The sequence below is a fragment of the Brevundimonas sp. genome, assembly GCF_050729455.1.
Classification (GTDB): domain Bacteria; phylum Pseudomonadota; class Alphaproteobacteria; order Caulobacterales; family Caulobacteraceae; genus Brevundimonas.
On sequence record NZ_JBOHLI010000041.1, the window covers coordinates 1 to 21,295 of the forward strand.

The following is a 21,295-nucleotide window of genomic DNA, read 5'->3' on the forward strand; positions in this document are numbered from 1 at the left end:
GTCCAGGAAGGACCGCAGCTTCCGCGACCGGCTCGGGTGCTTCAGCTTGCGCAGCGCCTTGGCCTCGATCTGACGGATGCGTTCGCGGGTCACGCTGAACTGCTGGCCGACTTCTTCCAGGGTGTGGTCGGTGTTCATGCCGATGCCGAAGCGCATCCGCAGAACGCGCTCCTCACGCGGGGTCAGCGAGGCCAGGACGCGGGTGGTGGTCTCGCGCAGGTTCGACTGAATGGCGGCGTCGATCGGCAGGACGGCGTTCTTGTCCTCGATGAAGTCGCCCAGGTGGCTGTCTTCCTCGTCGCCGATGGGGGTTTCCAGCGAGATCGGCTCCTTGGCGATCTTCAGGACCTTGCGGACCTTCTCCAGCGGCATGGCCAGCTTTTCGGCCAGTTCTTCCGGGGTCGGCTCGCGGCCGATCTCGTGCAGCATCTGGCGGCTGGTGCGGACGATCTTGTTGATCGTCTCGATCATGTGCACCGGGATGCGGATGGTCCGCGCCTGGTCGGCGATCGAGCGGGTGATGGCCTGACGGATCCACCAGGTGGCGTAGGTCGAGAACTTGTAGCCGCGGCGATACTCGAACTTGTCGACCGCCTTCATCAGACCGATGTTGCCTTCCTGGATCAGGTCCAGGAACTGCAGGCCGCGGTTGGTGTATTTCTTGGCGATGGAGATGACGAGGCGCAGGTTGGCCTCGACCATTTCCTTCTTGGCCTGACGGGCTTCGCGTTCGCCCTTCTGGACCGTCTGGACGATGCGGCGATAGTCGTCGATCGGCAGGCCGGCCTCGGTCGCCACAGCGGCGACGTCGCCGCGGATCTGGGCGATCTGGGCGGCCTCGACCTCGCTGAACTTAGTCCAGCGCACCCCCATTTCCTTGATGCGGTCGGTCCAGTTCGGATCCAGCTCCGAGCCAAAGTAGGCCTTAAGGAATTCGGGACGCGAGATGCCGTAGCTGTCGGCCAGACGCAGCAGGCGGCCTTCCAGACCGATCAGGCGCTTGTTGATCGCATACAGCTGCTCGACCAGGGCCTCGATGCGGTTGTTGTTGAGCTTCATCGTCTTCAGACGATCCGAGATCGTCTTGGTCAGAGTCTCATAGGCCTTGTGGTCCTTGGCGCTCAGCACCTCGCCCTTCAGGCGAGCCTCGACCAGCTTGTCCTGCAGCTTGCGGAAGCCGCCGAAGTCGGAAGCGATGGCGTCCAGAACTTCCATGACGCCGTCGCGCAGCTCGGCCTCCAGGGCCGAGATCGACATGCCGCCGCCGTCGTCGAAGTCGTCCTCGTCCTCATCCTCGCCTTCGCCCTCGGGCTTCTCGGCGCCGGGCGCGGGGGCCTCGCCGGCCGGGGGCTGGTTGTGCGGCAGGGACGAGGGATTGAGGATGCCGTAGGTGGCGTCCAGGTCGATCACTTCGCGCAGCAGGATGCGGTTGTTGGCCAGCTCCTCGCGCCAGACCATGATGGCCTCGAAGGTCAGGGCGCTTTCGCACAGACCCGAGATCATGGCGTCGCGGCCGGCTTCGATCCGCTTGGCGATGGCGATTTCGCCCTCGCGGCTCAGCAGTTCGACCGAACCCATTTCGCGCAGATACATGCGCACGGGGTCGTCGGTGCGGTCATAGGCGGCCTTGGCCGGAGCCTCGGCCACCGAGGTCTCGGCGGCGGCGGCCACGTCGGTGCCGGTCGATTCCGCGGCGTCTTCCTCGGCCTCGACGACGTTGACGCCCATCTCCGACAGCATGGCCAGGGTGTCTTCGATGGCGTCCGGGGTCACTTCCTCGGACGGCAGGACCTTGTTCAGCTCCTCCATCGTGACATAGCCGCGCGCCTTGGCCTGCTTGATGAATTTCTTGACGCCGGCGTCTGTCAGATCGAGCAGGGGCCCGTCGGAATTGGCTTCGGCGTCCTGCGTCTCGGTCTGCGCGCTCATTCAGTCTGTCTCCACGACCGCTCGGGGGTGATCAGTCCCCTGCGGCGAAAATACAACGCCCGACAACTTCGTTAGTTACGAAGAAGCCGCGTCTTCCCAAATCGTTCCGGTCTTGATGGCCCGTCGCAATGCATCGCGCTCGGCTTTCACCAGGGTGAAGGCCGAGTTGTCGAACGCCTTGTGGGCGCCCGACTTTGCTGACGCCAGCGCCTGCTCCAACGCCGCTACGCGGGTCAGAGCGTCAAACGCCTGCGACCACCGGATCCTCGCCTCGCCGAGGGGCTTGTCTGCAGCCAGGAAGGGCGCGCCGGACTTTGCCGCCGCCTTCTCGACCTCGTGCATCAAGGCATCATGACCCGAGTGGGCCAGATGGCGTCGGATCGCGGCCGAGTCAAGGCTCTGACCGGAAAACCGTAGCCGGACCAGTTCCTGCGCCAGTCCGTCCAGCGCCGGGTCGCCGAAACCGTGGCGGGCGATGGCCTCCAGATGGTCGTCCATCCGCTCGGGATCATCGACCGCGCCATGGGCCAGGGCCGCGGCCACCGGCTCGATCGAGCGGAACAGGGCGTGCATGGCCTGGGCGCCCTCGGTCGTCTGGCCCAGCTTGGGCGGCGGACCGCGCCAGCGCCCGCCGGGGCCGCCGCCTGGACCGGGGCGTCCGCCCGGCTGGAAGGCCTGCTGCGGCTGACGCGGGAACAGGGCGTCGAAACGCTCGAACAGGTCGCGGCGGTATTGCTCGGCCAGATCCTTGTCCTGGATGGCGCTGGCCGCCTGACGCAGCCGCCCCTTCAGCCCCGCCTTGCGCTCGGGCGTGTCCAGCGGCTCGGCCTCGGCCTCGCGGCGGAACAGGACCTCGATGAAGGGCCGGGTCTCGTTCAGGGCATGACGCAGGGCCGGCGCCCCCTTGTCGCGCAGGATGTCGTCCGGGTCCTGCCCCGCGTCCAGCAGGGCGAAGCGGAACGAGCGTCCCGACTTCAACAGCGGCAGCGACCGCTCGATCGAACGATAGGCGGCCCGCAGGCCCGCCGCGTCGCCGTCGAAGCAGAGCACCGGCTCGGCCGAGACCCGCCACAGCCGCTCCATCTGCTCCTCGGTCAGGGCCGTGCCCATGGGCGCCACGGCCGGCAGGCCCGCGCGCTGGCAGGCGATGACGTCCATATAGCCTTCGACGACGATGATCCCCTGCTCGCCCCGGCTCTCGGCCCCCAGGATGCGCCGCGCCTCGGGCAGGCCGTAGAGGGTAGCCCCCTTGTGAAACAGCGGACTTTCCGGCCCGTTCAGATACTTGGCCCGGTCGTCGGGGTTCATGGCCCGCCCGCCGAAGCTGACGATCCGCCCGCGTGCGTCCAGAATGGGGAACATCAGCCGGTCGCGGAACCGGTCGTAGGGCGCCCCGCCGCTGTCGGGCGAAATCAGCATCCCCGCCTCGACCAGATCGCCGGGCTTGGCCCCGCGCTGGATCAGGGCGTTCTTCAGCCCCTCGCGGTCGTTGGGGGCATAGCCTAGGCCGAAACGCTCCCACTGATCCTCGGGCAGGCCGCGCTTTTCCAGATATTCGCGCGCCGCCTTGCCGACCGAGCGGCGCAGGTTGGCGGCGAACCACTTCTGGGACAGATCCATCCAGTCGGTCAGGCCCTGCTTCTTGGCCTCGCGTTCCGCCGACTGCGGGTCCTCGGCGGGCAGCTGCATCCCCGCCTCGCCCGCCAGCCGCTGCACCGCTTCGACGAAGCTGAGACGCTCGGTCTCCTGCAGGAAGCTGATGATGTCGCCGTGCTTGCCGGAGCTGAAGTCGTGGAAGAAGCCCTTGTCGTCGTTGACGAAAAACGACGGCGACCGCTCCTTCGAGAAGGGGCTGAGGCCCACATACTCGCGTCCCTGACGCTTGAGCTTCACCGTCCGGCCGATGACATCGGACGGCCGAAGGCGGGCCTTCAGTTCTTCAAGGAAACGATCATCAAAACGCACGTTGTCAGACACCCCGACGCGGCGATGAGGGGAAGGTGCGCCACGCCATCAGACAGGACCATCCCCGACTATGTTTTCCACAGCCCTGTGAAGATTGAGGAGAACTGTGTCGGTTACGGACGCGCCCTACTTCCACGCCTCGCCCGACCGGCCCAGAGCCTCGCCCAGGTCATAGACGGCGATCATCGAGGCCTGACTGAAATCCAGACTGTTGGCGCCGTCATAGTCCTCGGGAATGGCGGCGACGTGGAACTCCAGCCGGTTGCGGCTGGCGAAGGCGCGGTTGGCGGCGATGGTGGCGCGCAGCTGGCCGCCCAGCACCGCGTCCAGACTGCGGGTCAGCACCGGGATGGCGGCGTCACGGGTGACGGCGAAGCGCGGGACGTCCTTGCCGTTGACCACGACATGAAGCCGCGCGCCCTGAAACACTCCGGCCACGTCGTCCCAGTTCCACATGATCTGCGGCAGGGCGACGAAGGGGTTCATCACCCCGCCGTCGACGTGCATCTCCTCGAACACCGCGCCCTGCCCCTGCGAGCGGATCATGACGGGCGGAAAGGCGCCGGGGATGCTGGCCGAGGCGATCAGGACATCGCGGAACAGGGCCAGGGCTTCCGGCCCGCCGCGCTCGGCGATGGCCCCCATATTCCAGATGACGCCGCGCTGGGCGTCCAGATCCGTGGTGGCGACCAGCAGCAGCCGCCCCTTGGCGTGCTCGGCCGCAACCTCGGCCAGCAGGGCCTCGTCGACATTGCTCTCGACCAGATGGCGCAGCGGCTCGCCGCTGAACACGCCCGACCCGACCAGAGCCCGCACCCCCCGGCTTTTCAGCAGGCCGGTCGCCTGGCCGCCGGTGTAGGCCTCCCTCAGTCGCGCATCCCAGCGCGGGCCGAGGAAGACGAAGGGCGCGGCCAGCGCCCCGGTCGAGACCCCCGTCACCACTTCGAAATCAGGCCGCTTGCCGCTGGCGGTCCAGCCGTTGATCAGGCCGGCGGTGAAGGCGCCGTTGGCCCCGCCGCCGGACAGGGCGATCAGGTCGAAATGACCGTCCGGCCCTTTCGGCACGCCTTCGGCCAGCTGCGCTTCGATCCTCTGCGCCGCCGTCTCGTCCTCGACGGAAAAGCGGACGTGGGGAAAGCCCACGGGCGTCGCCGCGTCGCGCTCGTTCAGGCCGAAATCGCTGCGCGCCCCGCTGGCGCAGGCCGACAGCAGCAGACCGGCGCTCAGGACGACGGCGACCGTCCGCATCAGGCTGAAACTCATGAGCGTCCTCCAAGGAACGCCATCCTAGTCGCTTTCCATGACAGGAGGAAAAGCCCTTCGACCGCAAAACCGCGTTAGGCCGGCGCGGACGAGCCATCGTCCGAATGCGAACGAATTCACGCGCGACAAGGTAATTATCCACAGTCTGTGGATTAATTCGCTTCACGGAAGTTCCTGATGTTTATCGCCATCGCCCGGCCGGCGGTGGAGCCTCAAGGCCCCGACGCCGTCGCCGTCCCCGGCTCTCCCGCCATTCCCGCCTTGACGCCCCGCGCCCTGCACGCGCGCCTGCTGGACAATGCTGCGGCGCGTCGCCGCCGTGGACAGGAGCGAACGCTGGCTCGGCGCGCCGAGGACGCCGCCTACTGGATTTCCGCCGCGCCGATGGCGGTGCGCAAGGCCTGCGAACTGCGGCGGGATTCGACTTTCGTCGAACTGCCCTGAGGCTTTCGCAACCGCGCGAATTACAGAAAAATTCAGAGTTCGCCCTCCAGACTAGCCGGACGTTCTTCCCGAGTTTTTCGATGTCCGACGCCGACCCGCTTCACGCCGCCTTCCTCCGCCCCTTGTTGACAGTCATGGCGGAGCAGCTGGGCGGCGCCGTCATTCTGCACGCCGCGCCCAGCGGTCAGATCATGATGGTGGCGGGCGACATTCCGGGGCTGGAGATCGCCGATCCGATCGGCGCCCGACCCGACGACTACCCCGACCGGTTCCAGGTCTTCGCGCAGGACGGCTCGGTCGCCAGGCTGGAGGACCTGCCGGTCGTGCGCGCCATGACCTCCGGCGAAGCCGTCACCGACGAGGTCTGGCTGCTGGGCGGCGCCTCCGGCCCCGTGCCGGTCTTCGTCGACTCCTATCCGCTGAAAAACGACGGCGGTGCCGTCATCGGCGTGATCGCCACCGCCACCGATCCCAAGCGCTGGAGCACGCGCGTTGAGCGGGTGAAGCGCTCGATCTCAATCCGCGGCGGGTTCGCCCACGGCTGAGCGGGGCCTGAAAACCGCAAGCCATCTCCGCCGGCGCCCGCTATATCGGCAATCATTCCAACCGGCTTCAGGGCGATCATGAGTCTCACTTCGGACAAGACGCCCGCCGTCCTGGTCACGGGCGGCGCGGGCTATATCGGCAGCCATGTCTGCGAGGCCCTGGCCCTGGCGGGTTATCGACCGGTGACGCTGGACAATCTGTCGACCGGCCATGCCGAGTTCGTGCGCTGGGGAGCTCTGGTTCAGGCTGATGTCGCCGACGCCGAGGTCGTGCGCCGCACCCTGGTCGAACACGACGTCGTCGCCGTCATGCATTTCGCCGCCTCCTCCGTGGTCAGCGAGTCAGCTGCGGAGCCCCTCTCCTACTACCGCAACAATGTCGGCGGCCTGCTGGGCCTGCTGGACGGGATGCGGGCGGCGGGCGTCAACAAGCTGGTCTTCTCCAGCACCTGCGCCATTTACGGCGACCCCAAGGGCGCGGTGATCCGCGAGGACCTGACCCCCGCCCCGATCAGCCCCTATGGCCGGTCCAAGCTGATGTGCGAAACCGTGCTGCGCGACGCCGTCGAGGCCCATGGGCTGAAGACCGTGGCCCTGCGCTACTTCAACGCCTGCGGCGCCTCGGCCGAGGCCGACATCGGTGAATTCCGTCCGGTCGAGACCCATCTGATCCCCCGGGCCATGATGGCCGCCCTGGGCGAGATCGACGACTTCCAGGTCTGCGGCGCCGACTACGACACCCCCGACGGCACAGCCGTGCGCGACTATATCCATGTCGCCGATCTGGCCGCCGGGCATTTGGCCGCGCTGGAGCAACTGCTGGACGGGCGCGAAGGCTTCGCCGCCTTCAACCTGGGCACCGGCGAGGGCCGCTCGGTGCGCGAAGTGCTGGACGCCGTCGCCGCCGTCTCGGGGACCCCCGCCCCCGACGCCGTCGGGCCGCGTCGCGCGGGCGATCCGCCCGTTCTAGTGGCCGATCCGTCGCTGGCGCGGCGCGAGCTGGGCTTTGCGACCCGGCACTCGGACCTGGCCAGCGTGGTCGGTAGCGCCTGGGCCTGGCACAGCCGCCACCATGCGCGCGGCAACGTGCTGCTCGCCTGAACGCCCAAAGCCGGGCGCAAAGAAAAAGGCGGGGCTTTCGCCCCGCCTCAAATCCTTAGGCCTTCATCGACTCGGCGAAGCGGTTAAACAGATAGAGGCTGTCCGTCGGCCCGGGCGAGGCCTCGGGATGGTGCTGGACGCTGAATACCGGCTTGTCCTTCAGGGCGATGCCACAGTTGGTGCCGTCGAACAGGCTGACGTGGGTCTCGACCACGGCGTCCGGCAGGCTGTCGCGGTCCACGGTGAAGCCGTGGTTCATCGACACGATCTCGACCTTGCCGGTCGTCAGATCCTTGACCGGATGGTTGGCGCCATGGTGGCCCTGCTCCATCTTGACGGTCTGGGCGCCGAGGGCGATGGCCAGCATCTGGTGGCCCAGGCAGATGCCCATCAGGGGCTTGCCGCTGGCGACCAGCTTCTTGATTTCCGGCACGGCGTATTCGCCGGTCGCGGCCGGGTCGCCCGGACCGTTCGACAGGACCACGCCGTCGGGATTGCGGGCCAGGATGTCCTCGGCCGAGGTCGAGGCCGGGACCACGGTGATCTTGGCGCCGGTCGAGGCCAGGGCGCGCAGGATGTTGCGCTTCACGCCGTAGTCCACGACCACGACGTTCTTGTCGGTCGCTTCCACGCGCGGATAGCCGGCGGGCCATTCCCACACGCCCTCGTTCCAGTCGAAGGCCTGCAGCGTCGAGGCGTCCTTGGCCAGGTCCAGACCGACCAGGCCGGTCCAGGATTTCGCTTGCGCCACCAGGGCGTCGAGGTCGAACTGGCCGTCCGGGTGGTGGGCGATGACCGCGTGGGGCGCGCCCTTGTCGCGGATGATCTTGGTCAGGGCGCGGGTGTCGACGCCGGCCAGGCCGACCACGCCGCGGCGCTTCATCCAGGCGTCGAGATCGCCGCCAGTTCCCTGGGTTGCGCGCCAGTTGGCCGGATCGGTGGGCACGTCGCGGAAGATGGCGCCGCGCGCCGAGGTGCCCGAGCCGTCGCCGATCTGCTCCACGTCCTCGACGTTCACGCCGACATTGCCGACGTGCGGGAAGGTGAAGGCCAGGATCTGGCTCATGTAGGAGGGGTCGGTCAGGATTTCCTGATAGCCCGTCATGGCGGTGTTGAAGACCACCTCGCCGAGCGCCGTGCCGACGGCGCCGACGCCGATCCCTTGCAGGATGGTGCCGTCAGCGAGCGCAAGGACGCCAGTGGCGCCGGACAGAATCTGGGTCGTCATGGCGCAGGCTCCTAGCAATGAATACGGGCAGACAAACGGCGGCGTGACTAAAGAGATGCAGGGGCGGGGTCAACACGCCCCGGAGATTAAACCTTCTGGCCTTTTCGCACCCAGACCCAGGCCAGGCTGGTCAGGGCGAAGAATCCGACGCTGGGCAGGATGTAATCCCCGGCCGCCGCGGCGACCGCGAAAATCGAGAAGACCACGCCGCCGACCGCCAGCAGCCGCCAACCCGTTTTGCGGGTCAGCTTCCACAGCGTCAGGGCGCACAGGGCGTACATGCACAGGGTCAGGACCGAGGTGACGCCAATCAGCTTCTCGAACTGCTCGTTCAGCTTGGGCTGGGTGCTGGCCACGACCATGACGCTCATGATGACGCAGTTCAGGATCGGATTGCTGAGCGGGGCCCGGCCCTTCTGCGCCCCGCCGAACCAGCGCGGCAGCCAGCCGGCCTCGGCGGTGCTCCGCGCCGTCTCGCCCGCCAGCATGGTCCAGCCGGCGATGGTGCCCAGCACCTTGATGACCGCGCAGGCGGCGACCAGACCGGCCACGGACGAGCCCATGACCCGCGCCACCAGATCGGCGTAGGGGCTGGTCGAATGGACCAGGACGTCGGCCGGAATGACGCCGAAGACGGCGATGCTGGCCGCCACATAGACGACGAAGGCCAGGACGACGCCGCCCAGCGAAGCGCGACCCACGTCCACAGCCGGGTTCTTGACCAGGCTGGACAGGGCCGCCGCGCTCTCCACGCCCAGGAAGGCCCAGAAGATGATGACCAGCGAGGCCGGCACAGATTTCAGCCACGGCTGATCGCCCGGGCTCCACGAGCCGGCGAAGGTGTCGCCGCTGAAGGCCACGGCCCCGGCGATGATGGCCAGAACAATGGGGATCAGGCCCAGACCCAGTGTGATGGCGCCGAACCGCGCCGCAGTCCGCGCGCCCGAGGCATAGGCCGCCGTCGTCAGCCAGATCAGGGCCAGATTGCTGACCATGCCCCACAGGGGCTCCTTCAGGACGGGGAAAAAGAAGGCCAGGTAGCCGGTCCCGGCCACCGCCAGCGCCACATTGCCGCTGAGGCAGGCGGCCCAGTAGGCCAGCCCGGTCTGATAGCCGAGGAAACGCCCCAGCCCGCGCCGGGTGAAGTCCGACAGGCCGTCAGCGTCCGGCTGCATCCGCCCCAGACCGCCGAACACCAGAGCCAGGGTCACGGCCCCGACCCCGCAGATCAGCCAGCCGATGATGCTGCTGCTGCCCGTCGGCGCCAGCGTCGCCGGCAGCAGATAGACGCCCGATCCGATCATGTTCCCGGCCACCACCAGGGCGGCGAGCGCCCATCCGATGCGGTGCGGCGGGTCGGGCAGGATTTCCGTCTGGGTCATGGAGCGCGCCATAGACCGAAATGTCGCACCCGTCGCCCTCAAGATTCTGAACTCGCCCCCTCCCTCTCCCGCTCATCGCGGCGTCCGCCGGGATGAGCGCACTTGAGATGAGCGTGCTAAAGCCCCGCCGAAGATTCTGGAGCCTCCCCCATGACCATCACCACGGTCGGCCTCGATGCCGACGACACCCTCTGGCACAACGAGACCATCTTCCGCCTGAGCCAGAAGCGGTTCGTGGACTTGCTGGCCGATCACGCCGACGAGCCGGTGATGATGGGGCGTCTGGCCGAGGTCGAGCGCCGCAACCTTCGCCTCTACGGCTACGGCGTGAAGGGCTTCACCCTGTCGATGCTGGAGACGGCCATGGAGCTGTGCGACGGTGCCGCCCCGCCCCACGTCATCCGCGAGATTCTGGCCGCCGGCCGCGAAATGCTGGCCCACCCGGTCGAGACCCTGCCCGGCGTCGACGAGGTTCTGGCCGAACTGTCCGAAAAATACCGTCTGGTGCTGATCACCAAGGGCGACCTGATGGATCAGGAACGCAAGCTGGCGGCCTCGGGCCTCGGCGACCTGTTCGCCGCCGTCGAGATCGTCTCCGAGAAGGACCGCTCGACCTATGAGCGCGTCTTTAGCCGCCACGGCAGCGGCGCCGCCGAGGCCGTCATGGCCGGCAATTCGATGAAGTCCGACGTCCTGCCCGCGCTGGAGGCCGGGGCCTTCGCCTGCCACATCCCCTATGAGATCACCTGGGCCCACGAACTGGCCGACGCGCCGGAAAATCATCCCCGCTACGTCTCGCTCAGCCGCATCGGCGAACTGCCCGACTGGATCGCCGCCATCGACCGGCCGGATTGAATCCACAACCGCCTCATTCCGGCCCTTGCCCCCCCGGCCCCGCATCTCTAAACGGGCCGCTTAACCGACAACCTGAACGGATCGGTCGCGGGGGCTCGCCCTGCGTCCGGTTTCTTCGCGCGCGTGGAGCCCGGCGCTGACCAGTCATGAGGAAAAGGATGCTATGGTGCGCGCTGCTCTGGCCGAGCAGGGCGACAGCGGGATCACCCCGCGCCATACGCTGTTCTATTTCTATGGCGAAGGCGACCACGGCGACCTCAACGAGGTGGCCCGCCGCGCCGGGTTCCTGACACGGGGCCAGGACGACATGACCGTCCTGGAGACGACCATAGCGGTCGACGAGGCGTCGTTTTCGCCTGTGTCGGCCATGATGCAATCCTGGGCCGCGGCCTTCCAGCTCGATTACGACGGCTGGGAGTGTGCGGTCGTGACGAACTGAGTAGACGCCGATGCCCAAGCGCACAGACATCCAGTCCATCCTGATCATCGGCGCCGGCCCGATCGTCATCGGCCAGGCGTGTGAATTCGACTATTCCGGCGTTCAGGCCTGCAAGGCGCTGAAGGCCGAGGGCTACCGGGTCATCCTGGTCAACTCGAACCCCGCCACCATCATGACCGACCCGGAGGTGGCCGACGCCACCTATATCGAGCCGATCACCCCGGACATCGTCGAGAAGATCATCGCCAAGGAGCGCCCCGACGCCCTCCTGCCGACCATGGGCGGCCAGACCGCGCTGAACACGGCCCTGGCCCTGAACGCCTCGGGCGCCCTGGCCAGGTACGGCGTCGAGATGATCGGCGCCAAGGCCGAGGTCATCGACAAGGCCGAGGACCGTCAGAAGTTCCGCGACGCCATGGACAAGCTGGGTCTGGAATCGCCCCGCTCGCGCGCCATCCATCATATTGAAGAAGCCGACGAGGCCCTGGCCTTCGTGGGCCTGCCCGCCATCATCCGCCCCAGCTTCACCCTGGCCGGCACCGGCGGCGGCATCGCCTACAACATCGAAGAGTTCCACGAGATCGTCGAGCGCGGCCTCGACCTGTCGCCGACCACCGAAGTGCTGATCGAAGAGTCGGTGCTGGGCTGGAAGGAATACGAGATGGAGGTCGTCCGCGACACGGCGGACAACTGCATCATCATCTGCTCGATCGAGAACGTGGACCCGATGGGCGTCCACACCGGCGACTCGATCACCGTCGCTCCGGCCCTGACGCTGACCGATAAAGAATACCAGCTGATGCGGACGGGCTCGATCAACGTCCTGCGCGAGATCGGCGTCGAAACCGGCGGCTCCAACGTCCAGTGGGCGATCAACCCGGCCGACGGCCGCATGGTCGTCATCGAGATGAACCCGCGCGTGTCGCGCTCGTCGGCCCTGGCGTCCAAGGCCACCGGCTTCCCCATCGCCAAGGTCGCCGCCCGTCTGGCCGTCGGCTATACGCTGGACGAGCTTCAGAACGACATCACCATGGTGACGCCGGCCAGCTTCGAGCCGTCGATCGACTATGTGGTCACCAAGATCCCGCGCTTCGCCTTCGAGAAGTATCCGGGTTCGGAGCCCCACCTGACCACGGCCATGAAGTCGGTCGGCGAGGTCATGGCCATCGGCCGCACCTTCCAGGAGTCGATGCAGAAGGCCCTGCGCGGTCTGGAAACCGGCCTGAACGGCTTTGACGAGATCGAGATCGAGGGCGTCGCCGACGCCGACGACGACGCGGGCGCCCGCGCCGCCGTCGTCCGCGCCCTGGGCGAGCCCACGCCCGACCGCATCCGCGTCATCGCCCAGGCCTTCCGCCACGGCCTGACGGTCGAAGAGGTCAACGCCGCCTGCTCGTACGAGCCCTGGTTCCTGCGTCAGATCGCCGACCTGATCCGCACCGAGGGCCATGTCCGCGTCCAGGGCCTGCCCACGACCGAGATCGACTTCCGCAAGCTGAAGGCCAAGGGCTTCTCCGACGCCCGTCTGGCCGAGCTGACCGGCACGACCGAGGCCGCCGTGCGCGCCGCCCGCCGCGCCCTGAGCGTGCGCCCGGTGTTCAAGCGCATCGACACCTGCGCCGCCGAGTTCGCCTCGGCCACGGCCTACATGTATTCGACCTATGAGAGCGGCGCCCTGGGCCAGATCCCTGAGTGCGAGGCCGCGCCGTCGGACAAGAAGAAGGCCATCATCCTCGGCGGCGGTCCCAACCGCATCGGCCAGGGCATCGAGTTCGACTACTGCTGCTGCCACGCAGCCTTCGCCTTCGCCGACATCGGCGTCGAGTCGATCATGGTCAACTGCAACCCCGAGACCGTCTCGACCGACTACGACACCTCCGACCGCCTCTACTTCGAGCCCCTGACGGGCGAGGACGTGCTGGAGCTGATCGACGTCGAGCGCTCGAAGGGCGACCTGATCGGCGTCGTCGTGCAGTTCGGCGGCCAGACCCCGCTGAAGCTAGCCCACGCCCTGCAGGAAGACGGCGTGCCGATCCTGGGCACCAGCGTCGACTCCATCGACCTGGCCGAGGACCGCGAGCGCTTCCAGCAGATGCTGCAGGCCATCGGCCTGCAACAGCCGCCGAACGGCCTGGCCCGCAGCGCCGAAGAAGCCGCGCAGAAGGCCGAGGAAGTCGGCTATCCCGTGGTCCTGCGCCCCTCCTACGTCCTGGGCGGCCGCGGCATGATGATCGTCCACGATCGCGAGCAGCTGGACCGCTACGTCCATGAGGCCATGCGCGTCTCGGGCGACGATCCGGTGCTGATCGACCACTATCTGAACCGCGCCACCGAGGTGGACGTGGACGCCCTGTGCGACGACGAGGACGTCTTCGTCGCCGGCGTGCTGGAACACATCGAGGAAGCCGGCGTCCACTCGGGCGACAGCGCCTGCTCCATGCCGCCCTTCTCGCTGCGCCCCGAGATCGTGACCGAGCTGAAGCGTCAGACCACCGCCATGGCCAAGGCCCTGAAGGTGCGCGGCCTGATGAACGTGCAGTTCGCCATCGAGGAGCCGCACAGCGCTGAGCCGCGCATCTTCGTCCTCGAAGTGAACCCGCGCGCCTCGCGTACCGCCCCGTTCGTCGCCAAGACCATCGGCCAGCCGATCGCCGCCATCGCCGCCAAGGTCATGGCCGGCGAGAAGCTGTCCTCCTTCGGTCTGGTGGACAAGGAACTGGAGCATATAGCGGTCAAGGAAGCCGTCTTCCCCTTCGCGCGCTTCGCCGGGGTCGACACCATCCTGGGCCCGGAAATGCGCTCGACCGGCGAGGTCATGGGCCTGGACTGGAAACGCGACGGCGAGGCCGACCTGGCCCCCGCCTTCGCCCGCGCCTTCGCCAAGTCGCAGATCGGCGGCGGCACGACTCTACCGACCGAGGGCGCCGCCTTCGTCTCGGTCAAGGAAGCCGACAAGCCCTTCATCGTCGAGGCCGTCCGCTCCCTGCTGGAGCAGGGCTTCTCGGTGATCGCCACCTCGGGCACCCACGACTACCTGAAGGCCCAGGGTCTTGAGGTCGGTCTGGTCAAGAAGGTGCTGGAAGGCCGCCCCAACATCGTCGACGCCATGAAGAACGGCGAGGTCCAGCTGGTCTTCAACACCACGGACGGCAAGCAGGCCCTGGCCGACAGCTTCTCGATCCGCCGCACGGCCCTGATGATGAAGATCCCCTACTACACCACCGCCGCCGGCTCGCTGGCCGCGGCCCAGGGCATCGCCGCCATCCGCGCCGGCGAACTGGATGTCCGCCCGGTGCAGTCCTACAACTGAGCCTCGGCCTCAGACCCAAACAAAAGCCCCCGATGCAGCGTCATCGGGGGCTTTTTCATTGCGAACCGTCTGTCTCGATGACCAGCACCCGCGCCACGCCGACGGGATGGGCCACGTGGGCCTCGCCCTCTCCGACATGCAGGACATCGCCCGCCTTCAGCAGCACGCGGGTCTCGACGCCGTCCTTGCGGGCCCGCATCTCGACCTCGCCGTCCAGAACGACAAAGACCTCCGGGCCATCATTGACGTGCCAGCGATAGGGCTGATCCGTCCAATGCAGCTTGACCGTGGCCTCGCCTGTAAACCTTTCGATGGGAAGCGAACCCCAGGCCCGGTCCGCCACAAACTCTTTTGCACTCGTCAACTGCGTAGGCATCTCCCTTCCCCGAGAAATCTCATGATCGGGGGCCCCGACGCACCTTGCGGAACGACGGATTGTGCCTGCACATCGCGGTATGAGCCTGGACATCGACCCCACCAACGCCAAGATCCTCGCCCTGCTGCAAGCCGACGCCCGCATGAGCGCCAGCGCCATCGGCAAGAGCGTCCACCTGTCGCGTCAGGCCGTGCAGGACCGGATCAGCCGCATGGAGCAGAGCGGCGTCATCCGGGGCTACCACGCGGACGTGGCCGAGACCGCAGGCTCGGTTCAGGCGGTGCTGACGATCCGGATCGCCGACCGCCCCTGCGCCCCCGCCCTGGAATGGCTGACGCGGCTGGCGGGCGTCACCTCGGTCATGTCGGTGAGCGGGGACAGCGACGCCGTCGTCCTGGCCAGCCTGCCGTCGCTGGAGGCCCTCTCGCGATTGAACGACGCCGTGGCGACCAGCCCCCTGATCAGCGCGCAGCAAAGCCAGGTCATCCTGCGTCGCTACTAGTATCGCCTGCTGACCCGCTCACGAATGGACATTGCCGTCTCCCCCGTACGCGATAAGCTCGTTCGCGGAGCAGGGGGACATCATGAAAAGACTGACGATCACGGCCGTTCTGGCGGCGGTTCTGGCGGCGGGCGCCGCGCCGAGCTTGGCGCAAGACGCCGGGCTGAAGGCGGCGGTGAAGGCCGACTATGACGCCAACCTCGGCGCCCTGTTCGACCATTTCCACCGCAATCCCGAGCTGTCGGGCATGGAAGTTCAGACCGCCGCCCGCATGGCGCAGGAACTGCGCGCCCTGGGCTATGAGGTCACCACCGGGGTCGGCGGGACCGGCGTGGTCGCGGTGCTGAAGAACGGCGCCGGCCCCACCGTCATGATCCGCGCCGACATGGACGGCCTGCCGCTGGTCGAAAACTCCGGCCTGGCCAACGCCTCGACGGCGCGTCAGGTCGATAGCGACGGCTCCGAGAAGCCCGTCATGCACGCCTGCGGCCACGACGTGCACATCACCGCCCTGGTCGGCACGGCGCGCCAGATGGCGGCCCGCAAGGCCAACTGGTCCGGCACCCTGGTGCTGATCGCCCAGCCCGCCGAGGAGCGGATCTTCGGCGCCCGCGCCATGGTCAACGACGGCCTCTACACCCGCTTCCCCAAGCCGGACTACGCCCTGGCCTTCCACGTCTCGGCCGACACGCCGACCGGCAAGATCGAGGCCCCGCTGGGGGCCACCTCGTCCAGCTCGGACAGCGTGGACATCACGGTGCATGGCGTGGGCACGCACGGCGCCTCGCCGCATCTGGGCGTCGATCCGGTGCTGGTGGCCTCGCACATCGTGGTGTCGCTGCAGTCCCTGCGCAGCCGCGAGACCAATCCGCTGCAAGGGGCCGTCGTCACGGTCGGCGCCATCCACGGCGGCATCAAGCACAACATCATCTCCGACCGGGTGGATATGCAGCTGACGGTGCGCGCCGACAGCCCGGAGGTCCGGACCCAGCTTCTGGACGGCATCGACCGCATCAGCCGCAATACGGCCCTGGCCCTGGGCGTGCCCGAGGACAAGCTGCCGACCGTGACCCGTTCGGCGCTGGAGAACACCCCGGCCACCGTCAACGACGCCGCCACCGCCGCCCGCGTGCGCGCCGCCTTCGTCGCCGGCCTGGGCGAGGACGTTCTGATCGACAAGCCGCGCGGCGGCATGGGCGCCGAGGACTTCGCCTATTTCGTCACCCCCGAAAGCGGGGTGAAGGGCGTCTACTTCAGCGTCGGCGGCACTCCGGCCAATCAGGTGGACGACGCTCCCGGCCACCACTCGCCCCTGTTCCGCATCACGCCCGAACCCGCGGTCACCCTGGGCGTCGAGGGCTCGGTCCTGGCCGCCGAAGCCCTGATGCCCAAGACGTAGGGGACCGCCATGATCGTCGTCCACCACCTGAACAACTCCCGCTCGCAGCGCGTGCTCTGGCTGCTGGAGGAGTTGGGCCAGCCCTATGAGATCAAGCACTATCAGCGGGACCCGGCCACCATGCTGGCCCCGCCCGGGCTGAAGGCGGTGCATCCCCTGGGCAAGTCGCCGGTGCTGGACGACGGCGAGGTCCGCGTGGCCGAAACCGGGGCCATCATCGAATATCTGCTGGACGCCCATGATCCCGAGGGGCGGCTGCGGCCAGCGCGCGGCACGGCGGACGGGCGGCGCTTCACCTACTGGCTGCACTACGCCGAGGGCTCGGCCATGCCGCCCTTGCTGCTGAAGCTGGTCTTCAGCCAACTGTCCAAACGCGCGCCCGGCCTGCTCCGTCCCATCGTCAACGGCATCGCCGCCAAGGCCCAGTCCAGTTTCATCAACCCGCAACTCAAGGCCCACGCCGACTGGCAGGAGAAGGAGCTGGCCGCCACCGGCTGGTTCGCCGGTCCCGAATTCAGCGCCGCCGACATCATGATGAGCTTCCCGCTGGAGGCCGCCGCCAGCCGGGCCATCGACCTGTCGGCCTATCCCAACATCGCCCGTTTCCTGAAGGCGATCCACGCCCGCCCGGCCTGGAAACGCGCCCTGGAGCGGGGCGGCGAATACGCCTACGCCTGATGGCGGCGTTCCCCGATCACGGCTTCGCGACGGCGCAACCCCGGCGGGCGGCTGACGTTTACGACCCCATGCGCCTGTCCGTCATTCATATCGTCGCCAGCCTCGCCGCCGCCGTCTGTGTCGTCATCGCCTTCATCGCCGCCGGCGCCGGCCTGATCTCAGGCCTGTTCATGCTGATGGCGTTCGGCGCGCTTGGCTTCATCGCCTGGACCGCTCTTCGTCACGCCCTGGGGGATGATGGCGAGCGCGCGTCGGCGGCCCGAAACCCGGTTCAACCCAAGCGCTGACGATGAAGCTTGCCCTCGATGATGCTCTTGAGTTTGGCCGAAGGGCGCCCTACCCTCTTGGCCCCGATCACGCGCGCCCCGTGATCGTGTCTGTGCCGATTTACGTCTCTCATTAGTCTTTGGGCGAAGCAAGAAACTCACGACACAATGGAAAAAGTGCCGATGACGGCCGAGGGCTACCGTGTCCTCGACGAGCAGTTGAAGCAATTGAAGCAGGTCGAAAGGCCGAGCGTGATCGCAGCCATTTCCGAGGCGCGCGAGCACGGCGACCTGTCCGAAAACGCCGAGTATCACGCCGCCAAGGAACGCCAGGGCTGGATCGAAGGCTCGATCGCCGACATCGAGGACAAGCTGTCGCGCGCCCAGGTGATCGACGTGTCCAAGCTGTCGGGCAATCAGGTCAAGTTCGGCGCCACCGTCACCTATGTTGACGAGGACACCGAGGAAGAGGGCGTCTATCAGATCGTCGGCGAACACGAAGCCGACGTGAAGCTGGGCAAGATCTCCATCGCCTCGCCGATCGCCCGCGCCCTGATCTCCAAGGAGGTCGGCGACGTGGTCGAGGTCAACACCCCCGGCGGCGTGAAGGCCTACGAAATCCTCAAGGTCGAGTGGAAATAGAATCATGACCGAACCGGCCGGGACGCGTTCGCCTCTGGTGTCGCACGTCTCGGTCGGCGTGACGGACATGACGCGCGCCGGGCGTTTCTATGATGCGGTAATGGGCGCCCTGGGCGCGCGCCGCCTGATGGAGCACGCCGTCGGCATCGGCTATGGCCGCATCTTTCCCGAGTTCTGGGCCGCCCGGCCGCACGACGGCAAGGACGCCTCGGCCGGCAACGGCGCCCATGTCTGCTTCACCGCCGACAGTCCCGAAACCGTGGCGCGCTTTCACGCCGCAGGCCTGGCGGCGGGCGGTTTCGACGAGGGCGCGCCGGGACGCCGCCCCCACTACGCCCCCGGCTACTACGCCGCCTTCCTGCGCGATCCCGACGGCAACAAGATCGAGGCCGTCTGCTGGGTCGCCGCCGACACCGTCATCGCCTCGCCGACCGGCCCCCGAACAGGCTCTTGAGCAAACCCCTGTCCATCTGGGTCGTCTCCGACGGCCGCACCGGCATCCAGAACCAGGCCCTGGGGCTGGCCGAGGCCGTCCAGCGCCTGACCCCCGCCGAGATCCAGATCAAGCACGTCCGCTGGCGCCCCGCGTTCGACCGCTGGCCGTCGGGACTGAAGACCCCCGCCATGCTGGCGTCGGGATCGTTCGACCCGCGCACGGTCGCCGACTGGCCCGACCTGTGGATCGCCACCGGCCGCGCCAGTCTGCCCTTGTCGGCCCGCGTGCGCGACTGGAGCGGCGGCAAGACCTTCACCGTCCAGACCCAGGACCCGCGCTGGAAGAACAGCGCCTACGACCTGATCGTCGCCCCGGCCCACGACGGCCTGTCGGGCGACAATGTCTTCGAGATCATCGGCTCGCCCCACCGCATCACGCCCTCGAAGCTGGCCGAGGCCGCGCCCGCCTTCGCAGACCGCATCGCCCCCCTGCCTCACCCGCACGTCACGGTGATGATCGGCGGCAAGTCCAAGGCCTTCGACCTGCCCGAGGCCCATGCGGCGGTTCTGGCCGACCAGATCAAGGCGGCGGTTCAGGCGGCGGGCGGCTCGCTACTATTGACCTTCTCGCGCCGCACGCCCGAGGCGGCGAAAGCCGTCATGATCGAGCGCCTCTCGACCTTGCCCGGCTGGATCTGGGACGGGACCGGCGACAACCCCCTGTTCGCCATGCTGGACGCCGCCGATCATGTCCTGGTCACCGAGGACAGCGCCAATATGGCGACCGAGGCCGCCTCGACCGGCAAGCCGGTCCACGTCCTGCCCATGGTCGCCCTGAAGCCCCCCGGCAAGTTCGCGCGCCTGCACGCCGACCTGATGGCCCACGGCGCCGCCCGGCCGTTCGACGGCACGCTGGGAAGCTGGACCTACGCCCCGCTCAACGAGACCGAGCGCGCCGCCCGCGCCGTGCTGGAAGCTCGGGCCGCGCGCGGCTAGCCCAGATCCAGCCGGACCAGGTTCTCATCGCCGCGCTGGCAGGCGGGACCGTCTTCATTGCCGATCGACACCCCCGCCGCCGCCAGTTGGGCGCGGAAGGCCTGAGCGGCGTCAGGCGCCCCCTCCAGACCCGGCGAGGGACGGCAGAACCGCAGCGCCGGGCTGGCCCGCCACCGCGCCAGGGCCCAGACCGCCGTCGCTCGTGCCTCGGCGTCGCCCAGAGCCACGGCCGACAGTTCCTGAACCGGCGGCGTGACCCAGACGTCGACCCCCTCGAACCGCGCCCGCAGCCCCGCCTCCAGCGCATAGGCGCTGGCCAGGTCGAGCCCCGCGTCGGGCCGCAGCAGGACGATGGCGCGCCGCCCCTCGGCGTCGACCATGACCGCGTCGGTGGCGAAGGGCACGGCGTCGGACAGGCGGGTGCGCAGGGTGGCGGTCGGGTCGGGGTTTGATCCAGTGCTGGCCTGAACCGCGCGCGACGCGGCCTGGGGATCGGCCACGACGATCTGATCCAGCGTCGCCGTGACCGGCGTGTGCAGGGCCGCCGACAGCCGGTCCTGAAGCTGCGCCTGGGCGTCGGGGACCAGCTTGCGCGTGCTGACCAGGGTCGAGACGGTGACGCCCTTGCCCTCGCTGCGGGCGTCCAGAAGGGTGACGCGCGCATCCGCCCCGGCGAAGATGTCGGCCACCGCCGTGCGCGTCTCGGCGGTCGCCTGGCTCTCCAGCCCGATGGCCCGCAGCGAGATCATCAGCGGGATCGACAGCAGGACGAAGACCGCCAGCACGGCGATCCCCCGCCAGGGCGAGGGCCGCTCCGACAGCCGGGGCCGGAAGCCATAGAAGCCCGCCGTCAGCGTCGCCGCCAGGGCGATGGCCACCAGGTTGGTCATGAACAGGTAGAAGGCCCCCACCGAGATCGACAGGTCGCCCGTGCCGATGCCGAAGCCCACCGTGGCCACCGGCGGCATCAGGGCCGTGGCGATGGCCACGCCGATGATGGTCTCGCCGCGCTGACGGATCACCGCATAGGCCCCCGCCACGCCGGAGAAGACCGCGATCAGCAGGTCGAAGAAGTTGGGCCGGGTCCGCGCCAGGATCTCGCTGGTCGGCTCTTTCAGCGGCGACAGAAGGGTCAGCAGGATGGCCACCGTCAGGGCCACCGCCATGCCCACCACCAGACAGGTCAGCGACTGCTTCAGCCGCCCCCAGTCCAGCAGGGCCAACGAGAAGCCCAGGGCCACGATCGGCCCCATCATCGGCGACACCAGCATGGCCCCGATCACTACCGCGGGCGACGACAGCATTAGCCCCAGCACCGCGATGGCCGCCGAGATCACCGTCATCATCAGATAACGACCGCTCAGGCCGCCGTTGTCATAGACCGCCTCTTCGACCTCGCCCCGGTCCACCCCGCGCCGGGCGGCGGCCAGGACACGACGCACATAGCTGCGGGTCTCTAGAACCGGATCGGCTGCGTCGGTCATCGGCACGCGCTCCAATTGGGCGATTTGGCGACAACCTAGCATCGCGCATTCGGGAA

20 protein-coding genes are annotated in these 21,295 nt (G+C 68.1%); 13 read left to right on the top strand and 7 right to left on the bottom strand.

Annotated features, from left to right (window positions below):
• The 3 genes from rpoD to ACREEF_RS11035 form a co-directional block, all read right to left on the bottom strand.
• A partial coding sequence (rpoD, locus tag ACREEF_RS11025; protein ID WP_431565628.1) for an RNA polymerase sigma factor RpoD occupies positions 1–1,929 on the bottom strand: 1,929 nt, incomplete at its 3' end.
• A gap of 75 nt (positions 1,930–2,004) precedes the next feature.
• On the bottom strand, positions 2,005–3,894 hold the full coding sequence (dnaG, locus tag ACREEF_RS11030) for a DNA primase (RefSeq protein WP_431565656.1): 1,890 nt from the start codon (positions 3,892–3,894) through the stop codon (positions 2,005–2,007).
• Between the two features lie 126 nt (positions 3,895–4,020).
• Positions 4,021–5,157: a patatin-like phospholipase family protein gene (locus ACREEF_RS11035; protein WP_431565629.1), complete on the bottom strand. Its 1,137-nt coding sequence runs from the start codon at positions 5,155–5,157 to the stop codon at positions 4,021–4,023.
• Between the two features lie 177 nt (positions 5,158–5,334).
• On the opposite strand from ACREEF_RS11035, the gene ACREEF_RS11040 reads away from it, so the two are divergent.
• The 3 genes from ACREEF_RS11040 to galE all read left to right on the top strand — a co-directional run bounded on the left by ACREEF_RS11040 (position 5,335) and on the right by galE (position 7,247).
• Positions 5,335–5,601, top strand: coding sequence for a hypothetical protein (locus ACREEF_RS11040; RefSeq protein WP_431565630.1), 267 nt, complete (start codon positions 5,335–5,337; stop codon positions 5,599–5,601).
• 80 nt (positions 5,602–5,681) lie between these two features.
• Complete coding sequence (locus tag ACREEF_RS11045; protein ID WP_431565631.1) at positions 5,682–6,146, top strand: PAS domain-containing protein; 465 nt, start codon at positions 5,682–5,684, stop codon at positions 6,144–6,146.
• Between the two features lie 78 nt (positions 6,147–6,224).
• Positions 6,225–7,247, top strand: a complete 1,023-nt coding sequence (galE, locus tag ACREEF_RS11050) for a UDP-glucose 4-epimerase GalE (protein WP_431565632.1) — start codon at positions 6,225–6,227, stop codon at positions 7,245–7,247.
• Positions 7,248–7,302: 55 nt separating this feature from the next.
• Here the strand turns inward: galE and carA are convergent, their stop codons facing one another.
• Both carA and ACREEF_RS11060 read right to left on the bottom strand, forming a co-directional pair.
• Positions 7,303–8,475: a glutamine-hydrolyzing carbamoyl-phosphate synthase small subunit gene (gene carA, locus ACREEF_RS11055; protein WP_431565633.1), complete on the bottom strand. Its 1,173-nt coding sequence runs from the start codon at positions 8,473–8,475 to the stop codon at positions 7,303–7,305.
• An 86-nt stretch (positions 8,476–8,561) separates the two neighbouring features.
• On the bottom strand, positions 8,562–9,857 hold the full coding sequence (locus tag ACREEF_RS11060; RefSeq protein WP_431565634.1) for an amino acid permease: 1,296 nt from the start codon (positions 9,855–9,857) through the stop codon (positions 8,562–8,564).
• 150 nt (positions 9,858–10,007) lie between these two features.
• Here ACREEF_RS11060 and ACREEF_RS11065 point away from each other — a divergent pair, with 150 nt between their 5' ends.
• The 3 genes from ACREEF_RS11065 (at position 10,008) to carB (ending at position 14,461) form a co-directional block, all read left to right on the top strand.
• Positions 10,008–10,712 (top strand): HAD family hydrolase, encoded by a 705-nt coding sequence (locus ACREEF_RS11065; RefSeq protein WP_431565635.1) that lies wholly within the window; start codon positions 10,008–10,010, stop codon positions 10,710–10,712.
• 163 nt (positions 10,713–10,875) lie between these two features.
• Positions 10,876–11,151 carry a hypothetical protein gene (locus ACREEF_RS11070; RefSeq protein WP_292034250.1) on the top strand — a complete coding sequence of 92 codons (276 nt, stop codon included), beginning with the start codon at positions 10,876–10,878 and terminating at the stop codon, positions 11,149–11,151.
• 10 nt (positions 11,152–11,161) lie between these two features.
• Positions 11,162–14,461, top strand: coding sequence for a carbamoyl-phosphate synthase large subunit (carB, locus tag ACREEF_RS11075; RefSeq protein ID WP_431565636.1), 3,300 nt, complete (start codon positions 11,162–11,164; stop codon positions 14,459–14,461).
• A 55-nt stretch (positions 14,462–14,516) separates the two neighbouring features.
• Here the strand turns inward: carB and ACREEF_RS11080 are convergent, their stop codons facing one another.
• The gene (locus ACREEF_RS11080; protein WP_431565637.1) at positions 14,517–14,837 is read right to left on the bottom strand and encodes a cupin; all 321 of its coding nucleotides are present in this window, start codon (positions 14,835–14,837) and stop codon (positions 14,517–14,519) included.
• A gap of 61 nt (positions 14,838–14,898) precedes the next feature.
• Between ACREEF_RS11080 and ACREEF_RS11085 the strand changes: the two genes are divergently transcribed.
• The 7 genes from ACREEF_RS11085 (at position 14,899) to ACREEF_RS11115 (ending at position 19,755) form a co-directional block, all read left to right on the top strand.
• Entirely contained in the window at positions 14,899–15,339 is a 441-nt protein-coding gene (locus ACREEF_RS11085) for an Lrp/AsnC family transcriptional regulator (protein WP_431565638.1), read from the top strand.
• A gap of 82 nt (positions 15,340–15,421) precedes the next feature.
• Positions 15,422–16,738 carry an amidohydrolase gene (locus tag ACREEF_RS11090; RefSeq protein WP_431565639.1) on the top strand — a complete coding sequence of 439 codons (1,317 nt, stop codon included), beginning with the start codon at positions 15,422–15,424 and terminating at the stop codon, positions 16,736–16,738.
• 9 nt (positions 16,739–16,747) lie between these two features.
• Positions 16,748–17,416 (top strand): glutathione S-transferase, encoded by a 669-nt coding sequence (locus ACREEF_RS11095; RefSeq protein WP_431565640.1) that lies wholly within the window; start codon positions 16,748–16,750, stop codon positions 17,414–17,416.
• Positions 17,416–17,703: a hypothetical protein gene (locus tag ACREEF_RS11100; RefSeq protein ID WP_431565641.1), complete on the top strand. Its 288-nt coding sequence runs from the start codon at positions 17,416–17,418 to the stop codon at positions 17,701–17,703. Before ACREEF_RS11095 ends, ACREEF_RS11100 begins: the two co-directional genes overlap by 1 nt.
• A gap of 147 nt (positions 17,704–17,850) precedes the next feature.
• Positions 17,851–18,324 carry a transcription elongation factor GreA gene (gene greA / locus ACREEF_RS11105; protein ID WP_331033720.1) on the top strand — a complete coding sequence of 158 codons (474 nt, stop codon included), beginning with the start codon at positions 17,851–17,853 and terminating at the stop codon, positions 18,322–18,324.
• Positions 18,325–18,328: 4 nt separating this feature from the next.
• The gene (locus ACREEF_RS11110) at positions 18,329–18,778 is read left to right on the top strand and encodes a VOC family protein (RefSeq protein ID WP_431565642.1); all 450 of its coding nucleotides are present in this window, start codon (positions 18,329–18,331) and stop codon (positions 18,776–18,778) included.
• Entirely contained in the window at positions 18,775–19,755 is a 981-nt protein-coding gene (locus ACREEF_RS11115; RefSeq protein WP_431565643.1) for a mitochondrial fission ELM1 family protein, read from the top strand. The genes ACREEF_RS11110 and ACREEF_RS11115 overlap by 4 nt, the downstream gene beginning before the upstream one ends.
• Here ACREEF_RS11115 and ACREEF_RS11120 read toward each other — a convergent pair.
• Positions 19,752–21,239, bottom strand: a complete 1,488-nt coding sequence (locus ACREEF_RS11120) for a TIGR00341 family protein (RefSeq protein ID WP_431565644.1) — start codon at positions 21,237–21,239, stop codon at positions 19,752–19,754. The two genes, ACREEF_RS11115 and ACREEF_RS11120, sit on opposite strands and share 4 nt — an antisense overlap.
• Between the last annotated feature and the right edge of the window lie 56 nt (positions 21,240–21,295).